This is a genomic window from Polynucleobacter alcilacus (assembly GCF_018881545.1).
Lineage (GTDB): Bacteria > Pseudomonadota > Gammaproteobacteria > Burkholderiales > Burkholderiaceae > Polynucleobacter > Polynucleobacter alcilacus.
In genome coordinates, this window is record NZ_JACVQD010000001.1 from 1,175,327 (window position 1) to 1,188,782 (window position 13,456).

Here is a 13,456-nt window from a genome sequence, read left to right on the forward strand (position 1 = left end):
TTAAAAATGACGCTACCCAATGGTGATGTGAAGGAGTTTGGAAATCAAGCCGATGAACTACATGCTGAGATACACATCTTAGATTGGTCAGTCTTTAGACAAGTGATTTCTCACGGAGATATTGGCTTTGCAGAGAGTTATATTCGTGGGGAATGGAATACACCAGATCTAAAAGCCATTCTGGAGCTAGCGATTCGCAATCGGACCATTCTCGAAAAAGCCATCTATGGTAACTGGTACGGATCCATTCTTTACCGTATCAGACATTGGCTGCGCGACAACTCGAAATCGGGTAGCCGCAAGAATATTCATGCCCACTATGATCTTGGAAATGCTTTCTACACCTTATGGCTTGATCCAACGATGAGCTATTCCAGTGCCTGGTTTTCTGGGGGAGATAAGCACTCTCTCGTCGATGCCCAGCGCGCCAAGATTGGACGTATTTTTCAATCTTTGAGAACTAAGCCAGGCGATCACATTCTAGAGATAGGTTGTGGCTGGGGCGGTGTTATGGAGGAAGCCCTAAGAAGTAATATGGCCATTACGGGTCTTACCTTATCTACAGAACAAAAAGTCTTTGCTGAAGATCGATTGCAAAAAATCCAGTTACAAATAGTAGATCCAAAACCATTTGAAGTTCGTTTGCAAGATTATCGTGACTGCGAAGAACAGTATGAAGGCATTGCTTCAGTTGAAATGTTCGAGGCTGTCGGAGAGAAACATTGGCCCGAATATTTTCAGACACTGGCCAAATGTCTAAAAGCCGGCGGTAAAGCCTGCATTCAAACCATTGTGATTGCCGAAGAGTTCTTTGATCGCTACCGTCAAAGTACGGACTTTATTCAGCAATATGTATTCCCTGGTGGAATGCTCCCCTCTCGCACGAGCTTTAAAGAAAGTGCCGCTAAGGCTGGATTACAAATTGAAGCTGAATTTGCTTTTGGGGTTGACTATGCAAAAACGCTTTGTCTATGGCGCGAGAGTTTCAATCAAAAACTTCATGAAGTTCGTCGGCTAGGATTTGATGAAGCTTTTATCCGTCTCTGGAATTTCTATCTCATGTATTGTGCTGCAGGATTTGCAGAGCGCAGCATCGATGTAGTGCAATTTACCCTGAGTCATCAACCCAAACACGCATCTCCTGATGCTCTCAGCGTATGAAGCAAAAGGGTATCGCTCTTTTTTCAGGAAAACGTGTCTGGGTCATTGGCGCCTCTAGTGGTATTGGCGAAGCTTGTGCTAAAGCACTCATCCAATCAGGGGCTAAAGTTGCCCTCTCTAGTCGCAGGGAAGAACGCTTAATCCCAATAGCATCCCAGGGTCAACTCGGTCAAACTTTGGTGCTACCCTTAGATGTCACCGATGATGCACAATTCAAAGCGGGATATGCCTCCATCCTCAATACCTGGGGCGGCGTAGATCTTTTACTTTTTGTCTCTGGTGTTTATATGCCGTTGCGTGCAGATAGTTTTACCATTGAGATCGCAGAACAAACGATTAACGCCAACCTACTAGGACCTATGCGTGCAGTTGCCTTAGTGTTGCCTGAAATGCTCAAGGCGCACAATGGTCACATTGCCATCGTTGGCAGTGTTGCGGGATATAGCGGATTACCTAAAGCCTTAGCTTATGGGCCTAGCAAGGCTGCAATCATCAATTTCTGTGAAACGCTTTACTATGATCTTCTCCCTCAAGGTATCAGTGTTCATATGATTTCTCCAGGGTTTGTTGCCACAGAAGCCACCGCTCAGAATGATTTTGAGATGCCCGCCCTCATTAGTGCTGAAGAGGCTGCCACTGAGATCTTGAGTGGGATCCAAAAGGGAGAATTTGACATTCATTTCCCTAAAAGATTTTCAAGATTCTTAAAATTTCTCAGAATATTGCCTTATCCACTGTACTTTTGGATTGTCCGCCGCTTTGTAAAAATCTAAGCTGCAGTAGCAATTAAATCAAACAAGGTCATTACTGCTTGTATTTCTCTTTTCGAATCTTTTCTTCTAAATAATCCATCACTGCAATTGCTTTGGATTTAGATCCGGCAATTGACGGTGAAGTGACATACTTTCCTTGCATCACTATCGTTGGAACGCCATCGATGCGATAGGCTTCTGTTAATTGCTTAGCAGCACGCGCTTTAGAAACCACCGCAAAAGAACGATACGTAGCCAAGAAGGTATTGCGATCAATGCCTTGGGAAGCAACCCAATCTGCAATCTCTGGCTCAGTCAGTAAGCGCTTGTTCTCTTTATGCATGGCATACATGACCTTGTCATTCATGGCATCCCCTTTGCCCATGGCTTCAAGCGCATAAAATAATTGGCTGTGTGGCAGAAAATCATCACGGAAGGCGACCGGGACCCGCCGGAAAGCAACATCCTTCGGCTGACGTTTAACCCAGCTAGTCAGTTCTGGCTCAAAATCATAGCAATGCGGACAGCCGTACCAAAAGAACTCAATCACCTCTACTTTGCCCTTGGTTTCTACAGGCTGAGCGATGGGCAGAATACGATAATCGAAGCCCTCTTCAATCTTTTGGCCTTGTGCACTAACCATACCGCTCAAACAATAAAGCGTTAGGAGAATGAGGATTCTTTTGCTAAATGAAATCATGATTTGCTGGCTTTAATAAGGGTTGATTTGATGCCCATGCCATTCAACTTATCTCGCACAGGATTGCTGTCTTCAACACTGTTATAGGGGCCCGTACGGACACGCCACAATGTGTTTCCGTCGCTCGTTACTTCGCTGAGTTGTGCCTGAATACCCTGAATTGCTAAGTTTGCTTTTTGAGCATCAGCATCAGCTCGTTTTACAAAGGCGCCTACTTGCAAGAAGTAAATAGAGTCTGATTTAGCAGCAGAATTATCGGCTGGCTTTTTACCGCTCACCAAATCACCAATAGGGTCAGGCGATGCAGCTGCTGGAGTCTTACTTTGCAAAGGCTTATTCAGATCCAATTGCTCAGCAGGTGGTGCGGTTTCTCCCTCTGCAGGGGGAGCAGCAGGCTTAATCGTTAAGGGTAAATTGGGTGCACGTACCCCCGGTCTTTCCTGGGGGGTATTCTTAGAAAGGTAGAAAGCAATCATAAAAGCAATACCAAGACCAGCGCCTAGGCCTAATATAAAGCCCAAGATGGTGCCGCCAAACTGGGCATTGTCTTTATCAGTCTTCATGAAGCCTGTTTGTTGATTCGGTTTTTTCATTGTTTCCTCATCTTACATTTTCACTTCATTTACTGCCACTACATCTTAGCGGGAGCAGATACCCCTAATACTTTTAAACCATTTTGTAAGACTTGGCGAGTGGCCGACAAAAGGGCTAAGCGGGCCAATTTAAGGTTCTGATCATCCACCAAGACTCGGTCAGCGTTATAGAAGGTATGGAAATCACCAGCCAAATCGCGTAAGTAAAAAGCGAGTGCGTGTGGAGCTAATTCAGTAGCAGCATCCGTGAGTACTTCGGGATACTCTGCTAAGCGACGCAATAAATGATCCGAAGCTTTGCTTTGCAATAAAGATAAATCTGCAGCTGCTAAATCAGACGTTTGCCCATCCCATTGTTGCAAGATAGAGCTAATACGTGCATGGGCATACTGAACGTAGAACACGGGATTCTCATCATTTTGCTGCAGGGCCAGATCAATATCAAAGACAAATTCAGTATCAGCTTTACGCGAGATCAAGAAAAAGCGGACTGCATCCCGGCCGCGTTGTAGTGCTAATTCTCTCTCGGCTGGAGTCATCTCCGGAGTAACGCCACCTGACCACTCTACTAAATCGCGTACTGTCACATACGAGCCGGCACGTTTGGAAATCTTGACCTCTTCACCATGTCTCATCACGGTAACCATCTTATGCAATACATACTCTGGATACGTCTTCGGAATATCCCAGCCACGCTTTTGAGCTACGCCCTGCAAGCCAGAACGGACCCGGGCCATGGTGCCATGATGGTCACTACCCTGAACATTAATTACTTTATGAAAGCCACGATTCCACTTGCTGGTGTGATAGGCCACATCAGGCACAAAATAAGTAAAGCTACCATCAGACTTACGCATCACGCGGTCTTTGTCATCGCCGTCATCAGTAGTCTTCAACCACAATGCGCCTTCGGACTCATAAGTCTTACCAATACTTTGCAAATCACCCACAATTTGGGCAACGCTACCATCGGTATATAAAGAAGATTCTAAGTAATAACAATCGAATTGAACGCCAAAGGTTTTTAAGTCAATGTCTTGTTCATTGCGCAAGTAAGCAACCGCAAACTGACGCATTGCTTCGATGTCATCTTGATATTGAGGAGATGCCTTAAAGGCACTAGCAATCTCAGCAATATATTCACCGTTATAAGCTTGCTCAGGCCAGGCCGCATCCCCGGGCTTCAAACTCTTTAAACGCGCTTGAACAGATAAAGCCAGGTTTGCAATTTGCACGCCTGCATCGTTGTAATAAAACTCGCGGTGAACTCGAATGCCTTGAGTTGCCAATAAATTGGCTAACGCATCGCCAAGTGCAGCTTGCCGTCCATGTCCCACATGCAAAGGCCCGGTGGGATTTGCAGAAACAAACTCAATCATGGCGCTAGTTACTGGAGCTGCATCGGGGGCCAGCTCGCCAAAAAGGCTACCTTCCGCAAGAATCTCGGTCACCACGGCTGTTTTGGCAGCATTACTTAAGCGCAAATTAATAAATCCTGGTCCAGCAATTTCAAGAGAGGTAACTAGCTGATCAAAGCCGGACTGTTGTTGCAAACGCTCTACTAAAGCCTGAGCCAAGTCACGAGGATTGAGTTTCCAAGCCTTAGATAACTGAAGCGCAATATTACAGGCGATGTCGCCGTGATCTACAGCCTTTGGGCGCTCTAAACGAGGCACAGGAGCTTCTGCAAAGCCGCGCTCTTGAGCCAGGCTCTGAAGTGCACTGCTAAGCATCTCAATTAAACGATTTTTATTGGTCGACAACATAGAAGAGTGAGTTTATCAGGTGGTAAGCTATTGAAATGATCTATCAATTTCGCTCAAAAGCTGGACCAGACGTCATCATGCTGGCTGATTTGACTAAACGAATCTTTGATATTTTGGGGCGCCCCCTGGAGCCTAGAGGAATTCTGACCATTGAGCAGCTACCCAATCTCATTACCGCTCTAGAGACAGCTATCCTAAAAGATCTAGGAGAGCGCTCAAAAATACAAGCTGAAGGTGAAGCTGGGACTGAAAAACCCAAGTTAGCTGATCGTCTTGGACAAAGAGCCTATCCTCTCTTAGAGCTGATGAAGCAAGCTAAGGCGAAAGGCGAACCAGTAATGTGGGGCGTTTAATCAATCAAACTAGCAAGTTGCCGACGAGCATCTTCAATAGTCTGGCCGCGACGCTGAGCAAAATCTTCTAGTTGATCGGCTGAGATTTTGCCAACATTAAAGTAGCGTGCATCTGGGTGCGCAAGATAGAAGCCGCTGACACTAGAAGCCGGATTCATGGCCATCGATTCCGTTAAGGTCATCCCAATATCTTCAGAACCAATGACTCTGAGTAAATCTTCCTTCACTTCATGTGCAGGACAAGCTGGGTAGCCCGGGGCCGGACGAATTCCGCGGTACTGTTCATCGATCATCTGATCATTTGTCAAAATCTCATCCGTGGCATAACCCCATAAATCAGTGCGCACGCGGTGATGCATTAATTCTGCAAATGCCTCGGCCAAGCGATCTGCTAACGCTTTTAACATGATCGCACTATAGTCATCATGCTTCGCTTGAAACTCAGCGACTTTCTTTTCCACGCCATGACCAGTTGTAACGGCAAAGCAACCAAGATAGTCAGCTACTCCAGAATCTTTTGGAGCAACATAATCCGCCAAACAACGATTAGGCCTGCGCACTCCATCGATAACAGGACGCTCCGATTGCTGACGCAAGTTATGCCACACAAAAAGTGGGTGCTCGCGCGCTTCGTCGCTATAGAAAACAATATCATCACCAATCGTATTAGCTGGATAGAAGGCAACCACCGCATCTGCCTGCAACCATTGCCCCTTGATAAGCTTATCGAGCAATGCCTTCGCATCCTCAAACACCTTACGGGCTTCAACGCCGACCACTTCATCATCCAAAATGGCAGGAAATTTTCCAGCTAAATCCCAGGTCTGAAAGAATGGCGTCCAGTCGATATATTTAGCGATATCACTGAGTGCAAAGTTTTTAAATACCCGGCGCCCAATGAACTTGGGCTTCTCTGGAACATACGATGACCAATCAATGAGCTCACGGTTTTTACGTGCTGCCGCTAAAGAAATAGTTGGCGCTGCCTTCTTGTTGGCATGTTGCTCTCGAATGCGAACATAGTCATCGCGTAAGTCTTGAATAAACTTCTTAGCACTCTCATCCGAAAGCAAGTTTGAGGCAACCGATACTGAGCGAGATGCATCTGGAACATAAACAACTGGGCCATCGTAGTGAGGCGCAATTTTGACTGCAGTATGAACCCGCGAAGTAGTAGCACCACCAATCATTAAAGGGATCTGACGCTCACGGAAATAATCATCTCGCTGCATCTCTTGGGCTACATAAGTCATTTCTTCAAGTGATGGCGTTATTAATCCAGAAAGGCCAACAATGTCAGCATTCTCTTCCTTGGCACGTTTCAGAATCTCGGCACAGGGAACCATTACCCCCATATTGGCCACTTCAAAGTTATTGCATTGCAAGACTACGGTCACAATGTTTTTACCAATATCGTGGACATCGCCCTTTACAGTAGCCATGACAATCTTACCTTTAGCCTTTGCTTCACCACCAGCAGCAACATGTTGACGCTTTTCTTCCTCAATATAAGGAATCAGAATTGCAACTGCCTGCTTCATGACGCGCGCACTCTTGACTACTTGCGGTAAGAACATTTTGCCGGCGCCAAATAAATCGCCCACCACATTCATGCCATCCATCAGCGGGCCTTCAATGACTTCGATGGGTCGCCCGCCTGATCCCATAATTTCAGCGCGCAATTCTTCAGTATCTTCTTCAATAAAAGTAGTGATACCGTGTACTAGTGCATGAGTCAAGCGTTCACGTACTAGTGCTTCACGCCATACCAAGTTCTCTACCTGCTTAGCACCGCCGCCTTTAAATTGATCGGCAATATCTAATAAACGCTCAGTAGGTGTTTTTCCGTCTTTTTCTTTAAAGCGGTTGAGCACCACATCTTCAGCGCGCTCGCGTAATTCAGGATCTAAGTCAGCATATACGCCCAACTGACCGGCATTCACAATGCCCATGTCCATGCCAGCTTGAATCGCATGGTACAGAAATACGGTGTGGATAGCCTCACGTACACGATCATTGCCACGGAAGGAGAAGCTCACATTAGAAACACCCCCGCTGATCTTGGCGCCTGGGAGATTCTCTTTTATCCAGCGGGTAGCATTAATAAAATCTACCGCATAGTTGTCATGTTCCTCAATACCAGTAGCTATCGCAAAGATATTGGGATCAAAAATAATATCTTCGGCTGGAAAACCAATTTCATTAACTAGGATTTCATAACAACGCTGACAAATTTCGGTCTTGCGCTTAAATGTATCTGCCTGCCCCGCCTCATCAAAGGCCATGACTACAGAAGCTGCCCCATAGCGACGAATTAAGCGTGCCTGCCTTTTGAAAGACTCTTCACCTTCTTTTAAGGAAATGGAATTAACAATTGGCTTACCCTGAATACATTTCAATCCCGCCTCAATCACACTCCACTTAGAGGAGTCGATCATGATGGGAATACGTGCAATATCTGGTTCAGAAGCAATCAGGTTTAAGAAGCGTGTCATAGCGGCCTCAGAATCCAACATGGCTTCGTCCATATTGATATCGATCACTTGAGCGCCACTCTCAACTTGTTGACGAGCAACTACTAGTGCTTCATCAAATTGATTATTCAAAATCATGCGTGCAAAAGCTTTAGATCCAGTAACGTTGGTGCGCTCGCCAATGTTGACAAAACCTACTCCTGGCGTGACGTTAAAAGGCTCAAGCCCAGAAAGCTTCATGGCAGGCATTACTTTTTTATCTATTTGGCTCATGCTGAAGCCTCATGCTGTTCACGATAAAAAGCACGTGGTTTGCGTTTAGCAACTGCATCGGCAATGGCACGAATATGATCAGGAGTTGTTCCACAACAACCGCCAACTAAGTTCACCAAACCATCTTTGGCGAAGCCATCTACTAAGCTCGATGTAATTTCAGGAGTTTCATCAAATCCGGTATCACTCATGGGATTAGGCAAGCCAGCATTTGGATAACAAGAAACTGCTGCGTCACAAATACGCGCAAGCTCAGCAATATAAGGACGCATCAAAGCAGCGCCTAGGGCGCAGTTCAAACCAAAGGTGAGTGGCTTAATGTGCCGCAAGCTATTCCAAAATGCCTCTACAGTTTGACCAGAAAGAATACGTCCAGACGCATCCGTGACTGTTCCCGAAATCATGACTGGCAAACGCGCGCCAGTCTCTTCAAAAAATTCGTCTAATGCAAACAATGCAGCTTTCGCATTCAGAGTGTCAAAAATCGTCTCAACTAAAAACAAATCTACGCCACCGGCATACAGTCCCTCAATCTGCTCACGATAAGAAGCGCGCAAGGCATCAAAAGTCACATTGCGTGCACCAGGATCATTGACATCTGGAGAGATGCTTGCCGTCTTTGGTGTAGGTCCAATTGCTCCGGCGGCAAATCGAGGCTTATCCGAAGTGCTATATTTTTCGCATGCAGCACGTGCAAGCTTTGCGGAGACCTCATTCATCTCACGAGCAAGTCCGGCCATTTTGTAATCTTCTTGCGCTACGGAAGTCGCACCAAATGTATTTGTTTCAATAATGTCAGCACCCGCATCCAAATACTGCTCATGAATCTTGCTAATGATTTGCGGTTGGGTCAGAACCAAAAGCTCATTATTGCCTTTGATGTCGCTGGGATGATCTGCAAAACGCGTGTTGCTAGGCAGTCCACGATAGTCAGCTTCGCTTAATTTGTATTGCTGAATCATGGTGCCCATAGCGCCATCCAAAATCAGGATACGCTGCTTCAGAAGCTCGGGTAGTGCCTGACCGCGGGTGTAAGGCTGGGACAAACCATTAGATTGCATTGTTTAACCGGGATTAATCTCTAGAATCCCTTATTCTATTGGAAAAGCCACTTTTCATTTAACCCGGAGCCGGTATGTTTGGAACAATTCCAGAATTCAATCAAAGCCTTGACATGCTTAAAACAATGTGGGGGCAAGGAGCCGTAGGTCAGGCTGGCCAGTTTCCCTTCACTACAGATGCCTCTAAGGCGGCAGGCGGCTTTGGATCTGCCTTTCCAGGTCTAGATGTTGATGAACTAGAAAAGCGCATCAAGGACCTCAAAAGTGTTGAGAATTGGCTAAATCTCAATCTCAATGTTCTCAAATCAACGATTCAGGGTTTGGAAGTACAGCATGCCACGATGATGGCTCTCAAATCCTTTGGTGATGCTGTATCGGCAGCAAGTGCAGCTGCCACTACTCCAAAGGAAGAGTCTGCCAGCAAAACCAGCAGCTCTAAACCACGGAAAACCGCAACAGGCCGTCGTCGCAAAGCTGGCGATGCAACTTTCCTTGACGAAGTAGGTAATTCAGGTGAGCAATAGCCTCCCCCATAGCAAAAGTGAGTTGGTGAATATCTAATTCACGCTTAAACAAAACCGGCACTATCTCCCGAGCATGTGCCGGTTTTCTACATGCGCCGAGCGTATCGGCTAAGCGCTCATCATGATGTGTTTTCAATTGAGCAATGCGTGGCTTCATACCAGTGAATGGTTTGCCATGAGAAGGCAACACGAGCGTATCGTCAGGCAAAGGTAAATAGCGGTCAAGAGATTGCAAATACAAACCCAATGGATCGGCGTCCGGGTCGGCGTCATAAACGCTTACGTTAGTCGAGATGCGAGGTAAAAGCATATCGCCAGAAATTAATACTCCAAGCTCTTTACAAAAGAGTGATGCGTGTTCTGGTGCGTGACCAAAACCCATGATGACTTGCCACTGCTTGCCGCCAATCAATATACTTTCATCGTCCATAATGCGGCGGTATTGCCGCGGTACACCTGGGACCATATTGCTATAGTAATTTGAGCGCGCACGAATCTTTTCCAAATCCTCAGGCGTCGTTAAACCATGCCTCTGAAAATGGTCTGCTGAGCCACCACCGCCAGCACGTGCACCTACTGCAGCGCCACCCTCTTTACAACTAAGCCATTGCGCTGTTAAAAATTCTGACATAGAAATCCATAGAGGCACATTCCATGTTTCACAGAGCCATTGCGCCAAACCAATATGATCTGGATGCATATGGGTCACGATGACCCGTAACACAGGCAAGCCTGCTAGCTGGCTGGCAAAAATCTGCTCCCAGGCTGCTTTGGTTTCATCATTTGAAATCCCGCAATCAACAATAGTCCAACCATCTACGCCATCAATTTCATCGCGTAGCAACCATAGATTGATGTGGTCTAAAGCAAACGGCAAACGCATTCTAAGCCAGCGTAAGCCTGGGGCCACTTCAATCGTGCTGCCCAATTCAGGAAGTGCGTCTCCTAATGGATAATGGATAGCACTTTCAGCGCTTGCCTGATTTTGAGTGGTCATGGTTTGGGTATATTTTTCTTTTGGGTTGCTAACGTTTTTAGGCTTACTTTGACAACAGTTCCATCACCTTGCATCAACTGGTGCGATATGAATCCAGAAAACGGTTACTGCCGTGGATGCTATCGCACACTGACTGAAATTGCAGATTGGTCTGAACTTTCAAATACTGAAAAGCTTGAGGTTTGGTCTCAACTCGAATCACGTAAACCTCAGGCAGCACAGTAAATATCCTTACTATCTATTCACATCAACAATTAAACGGCCACGGACATTTCCTGCCATCAACTCTTGAGCATACTTTAGTGATTCTTCTAAAGTGATTTCATGAGAGATTTCGTCTAGTGTTTTGAGATCCACCAGTTTACTTAACTGCTCGTATGCAGCAATGCGTTTTGTACGGGGAACGGTAACACTGTTCACTCCATACAAAGTCACTCCTCGCAAGATAAATGGCGCCACTGATGAAGGAAAATCCATGCCCTGTGCAAGGCCGCAAGCAGCTACTGCACCGTTACTTTTTGTTTGAGCACAAGCATTAGCTAAAGTATGGCTCCCAACGCTATCCAATACTGCTGCCCAACGCTCTTTTGCCAAAGGCTTTCCTGGCTCAGATAATGTGTTTCGATCAATTACTTCAGCTGCGCCTAATTTTTTCAAATAGTCTGCCTCGGCCATGCGTCCCGTACTTGCCACAACCGTAAAGCCCAATTTACTCAGCAGCGCCACTGCAAAACTTCCCACCCCTCCTGCAGCACCAGTGACTAATACCTCACCATCACTTGGCTTCAGATCATGTTTTTGTAGAGCCATGACACAGAGCATGGCGGTATATCCTGCAGTACCAATTGCCAAAGCTTGCTTGGCAGTAAAGCCCTTAGGGAGGGGAATCAACCACTCTGCCTTCACTCGAGCTTGTTGAGCCAAACCGCCCCAATGGCCTTCGCCAACTCCCCAGCCATTTAAAAGCACCATATCGCCCGCCTTAAAGTCTGGGCTGCTACTTTCTATGACCTCACCTGCAAAGTCGATTCCAGGCACCATCGGAAAACTTCTCACCACCGGACTCTTACCCGTAATGGCTAGTCCATCTTTGTAATTCAGGGTGGAATACAACACCTTTACCCGCACATCGCCCTCTGGGAGACTGGACTCCTCCACCTCACCTAATTCAGCGCGATAGCCCTGGTCATCCTTATTTATTAATATTGCTTTAAACATGTCTCTTCCTTTTAGAGCGGAGTATTTCCCCGCAACAATCGCTTAATAGGTTTATCCTAACGAGCATTACTAATTATGGAGGCTTCCATGAAAAAAATTCTACTCTTAACCGCGATTTCTGGCTCCTTGCTAGCTGGGTGCTATTCCACGCAAATCAATATGTCTATGGGAAATATGCGCCTAATTAGCTCTAGCGCCGATCCTCAGGACGTGATGAACTTTGCCAGCAAGACCTGTAGAGACGACTTTTATGAAGGCGCGAGCTTCATCTCGAAGGCTGGCAAGGAATATCGATTTAAATGCGTAAAAGCGGAAGAAAATGAAATATTGATTCCAATTCCAGGAACCAGCATCCCGCCTGCGACAAAAGCAGAAGCAAAGTAAACCAAAATTGATGGCCCCTTTTACCTCACAAGAGCTTCGCAAAGGATTTTCTTCATTTGCAACTGGGGTTACAGTGATTACCTGTCTCGATGAAGAAGGCATGCATCACGGCATTACGATCAGCTCGTTTAATACTGTCTCTTTAGAGCCCCCACTGATTCTTTGGAGCCTTAAAAAGCATTCGCGTCTCATGCCTTGGGTCGAGGTCGGTAAAAAACATCTGATCCACGTACTTGAACGCTCCCAAGAAAACTTAGCCATGCACTTTGCTACCGTAAAACTAGATCAATTTGTTGGTGTAGAGCATAAGCTGGCAGTCAGTGGCCTCACGCAAATTGAGCATTGTGTTGCCTACTATGAATGTGAAACCATCACGGTGCATATTGGTGGTGACCACAACATCATTGTTGCTAAAGTGATTAACTTAAAAAATGATCCTGAAAAAGAGCCGCTGATTTTTGCTCGCAGCAAGTTTGTTGGTGTAGATTTCACCGAAACACACCCCAACTAATCTGCTTGAAAAGGAAATGCCATGATGCATTTATGGGGTCGTAAAAGTTCTATCAATGTTCAAAAAGTATTATGGTGTCTTGCTGAGCTTGGTCTAAAAGAAAATGTTGATTTTGAGCGTCTCGACGCCGGCCTTCACTTTGGGGTGAATCACACTCCCGAGTTTCTAAAATTAAATCCGAATGGCTTAGTGCCCGCCCTACAAGACGGTGACTTAGTGCTCTGGGAATCCAATACCATCTTGCGTTACCTGATCCAACAATACGATAAAAATAAGCGATTCCCAACAGATAATGTATCTAAGTACGGATCCGAAAAATGGTTAGATTGGCAACTGACTACCTTATGGCCCCCATTGCGTGGCGCCTTTCTTGGATTAACTAGAACGCCAGAAGCGGAGCGTGACTACGATGCAATTTATAAGGGATATCAAGCAACCAATCATTCGCTCAAATTGCTTGATAACATTCTTGAAAAACAGTCTTATTGCTCCGGCAAGCAATTTCATATTGGCGATATTGTGCTGGCTTTAGGCGTTCATCGCTGGGTATTACTGCACCAAACCTTCCCCGAAAAAACTGGGCCACGTGCTGAACTGAAGAATATTGCTCGCTGGTTAAAACAACTGGAGACTGAAACTTGCTTTAATGATTTTGCAGATAAAGAACTCAATATTGTTAAATAAGGTTT

General features: G+C 45.9%; 15 protein-coding genes. 8 read left to right on the forward strand and 7 right to left on the reverse strand.

What is annotated here, in order from left to right; all coding sequences use genetic code 11:
• Nucleotides 1–6: 6 nt before the first annotated feature.
• Together ICN45_RS06010 and ICN45_RS06015 are read left to right on the forward strand one after the other, a co-directional pair.
• On the forward strand, nucleotides 7–1,161 hold the full coding sequence (locus tag ICN45_RS06010; RefSeq protein ID WP_255531107.1) for an SAM-dependent methyltransferase: 1,155 nt from the start codon (nucleotides 7–9) through the stop codon (nucleotides 1,159–1,161).
• The gene (locus ICN45_RS06015; protein ID WP_216174475.1) at nucleotides 1,158–1,934 is read left to right on the forward strand and encodes an SDR family NAD(P)-dependent oxidoreductase; all 777 of its coding nucleotides are present in this window, start codon (nucleotides 1,158–1,160) and stop codon (nucleotides 1,932–1,934) included. Before ICN45_RS06010 ends, ICN45_RS06015 begins: the two co-directional genes overlap by 4 nt.
• Nucleotides 1,935–1,965: 31 nt before the next feature.
• On the opposite strand, the gene ICN45_RS06020 is transcribed toward ICN45_RS06015, so the two are convergent.
• Genes ICN45_RS06020 through argS form a run of 3 tightly spaced genes read right to left on the reverse strand, consistent with a single transcriptional unit; the run spans nucleotide 1,966 to nucleotide 4,972 of the window.
• Entirely contained in the window at nucleotides 1,966–2,613 is a 648-nt protein-coding gene (locus ICN45_RS06020) for a thiol:disulfide interchange protein DsbA/DsbL (RefSeq protein WP_216174477.1), read from the reverse strand.
• Entirely contained in the window at nucleotides 2,610–3,206 is a 597-nt protein-coding gene (locus ICN45_RS06025) for an SPOR domain-containing protein (RefSeq protein WP_216174480.1), read from the reverse strand. The genes ICN45_RS06020 and ICN45_RS06025 overlap by 4 nt, the downstream gene beginning before the upstream one ends.
• Nucleotides 3,207–3,244: 38 nt before the next feature.
• A complete protein-coding gene (gene argS, locus ICN45_RS06030) occupies nucleotides 3,245–4,972 on the reverse strand; it encodes an arginine--tRNA ligase (RefSeq protein ID WP_216174482.1) in 1,728 nt (575 codons plus the stop codon).
• A 35-nt stretch (nucleotides 4,973–5,007) separates the two neighbouring features.
• Here argS and ICN45_RS06035 point away from each other — a divergent pair, with 35 nt between their 5' ends.
• On the forward strand, nucleotides 5,008–5,325 hold the full coding sequence (locus ICN45_RS06035) for a DUF1840 domain-containing protein (RefSeq protein ID WP_216174484.1): 318 nt from the start codon (nucleotides 5,008–5,010) through the stop codon (nucleotides 5,323–5,325).
• Here ICN45_RS06035 and metH read toward each other — a convergent pair.
• Together metH and ICN45_RS06045 are read right to left on the reverse strand one after the other, a co-directional pair.
• Nucleotides 5,322–8,072 carry a methionine synthase gene (gene metH / locus ICN45_RS06040; protein WP_216174486.1) on the reverse strand — a complete coding sequence of 917 codons (2,751 nt, stop codon included), beginning with the start codon at nucleotides 8,070–8,072 and terminating at the stop codon, nucleotides 5,322–5,324. The two genes, ICN45_RS06035 and metH, sit on opposite strands and share 4 nt — an antisense overlap.
• Nucleotides 8,069–9,133 (reverse strand): homocysteine S-methyltransferase family protein, encoded by a 1,065-nt coding sequence (locus ICN45_RS06045; RefSeq protein WP_216174487.1) that lies wholly within the window; start codon nucleotides 9,131–9,133, stop codon nucleotides 8,069–8,071. Before ICN45_RS06045 ends, metH begins: the two co-directional genes overlap by 4 nt.
• A gap of 74 nt (nucleotides 9,134–9,207) precedes the next feature.
• On the opposite strand from ICN45_RS06045, the gene ICN45_RS06050 reads away from it, so the two are divergent.
• Nucleotides 9,208–9,657, forward strand: coding sequence for a PhaM family polyhydroxyalkanoate granule multifunctional regulatory protein (locus ICN45_RS06050; protein ID WP_216174489.1), 450 nt, complete (start codon nucleotides 9,208–9,210; stop codon nucleotides 9,655–9,657).
• Here ICN45_RS06050 and ICN45_RS06055 read toward each other — a convergent pair.
• Entirely contained in the window at nucleotides 9,569–10,654 is a 1,086-nt protein-coding gene (locus ICN45_RS06055) for an MBL fold metallo-hydrolase (protein WP_216174491.1), read from the reverse strand. The genes ICN45_RS06050 and ICN45_RS06055 overlap by 89 nt on opposite strands.
• On the opposite strand from ICN45_RS06055, the gene ICN45_RS06060 reads away from it, so the two are divergent.
• On the forward strand, nucleotides 10,613–10,879 hold the full coding sequence (locus ICN45_RS06060) for a DUF1289 domain-containing protein (RefSeq protein ID WP_216174493.1): 267 nt from the start codon (nucleotides 10,613–10,615) through the stop codon (nucleotides 10,877–10,879). The two genes, ICN45_RS06055 and ICN45_RS06060, sit on opposite strands and share 42 nt — an antisense overlap.
• Nucleotides 10,880–10,888: 9 nt before the next feature.
• Here ICN45_RS06060 and acuI read toward each other — a convergent pair whose 3' ends face one another.
• Complete coding sequence (gene acuI / locus ICN45_RS06065) at nucleotides 10,889–11,872, reverse strand: acrylyl-CoA reductase (NADPH) (protein WP_216174495.1); 984 nt, start codon at nucleotides 11,870–11,872, stop codon at nucleotides 10,889–10,891.
• A gap of 87 nt (nucleotides 11,873–11,959) precedes the next feature.
• Between acuI and ICN45_RS06070 the strand changes: the two genes are divergently transcribed.
• The 3 genes from ICN45_RS06070 to ICN45_RS06080 are packed head-to-tail and all read left to right on the forward strand — an operon-like array spanning nucleotide 11,960 to nucleotide 13,451.
• Nucleotides 11,960–12,256, forward strand: coding sequence for a hypothetical protein (locus ICN45_RS06070; protein WP_216174498.1), 297 nt, complete (start codon nucleotides 11,960–11,962; stop codon nucleotides 12,254–12,256).
• A gap of 10 nt (nucleotides 12,257–12,266) precedes the next feature.
• Complete coding sequence (locus ICN45_RS06075) at nucleotides 12,267–12,767, forward strand: flavin reductase family protein (protein ID WP_216174501.1); 501 nt, start codon at nucleotides 12,267–12,269, stop codon at nucleotides 12,765–12,767.
• Nucleotides 12,768–12,788: 21 nt separating this feature from the next.
• Nucleotides 12,789–13,451 carry a glutathione S-transferase family protein gene (locus tag ICN45_RS06080; RefSeq protein WP_216174504.1) on the forward strand — a complete coding sequence of 221 codons (663 nt, stop codon included), beginning with the start codon at nucleotides 12,789–12,791 and terminating at the stop codon, nucleotides 13,449–13,451.
• The last annotated feature ends 5 nt before the right edge of the window (nucleotides 13,452–13,456 follow it).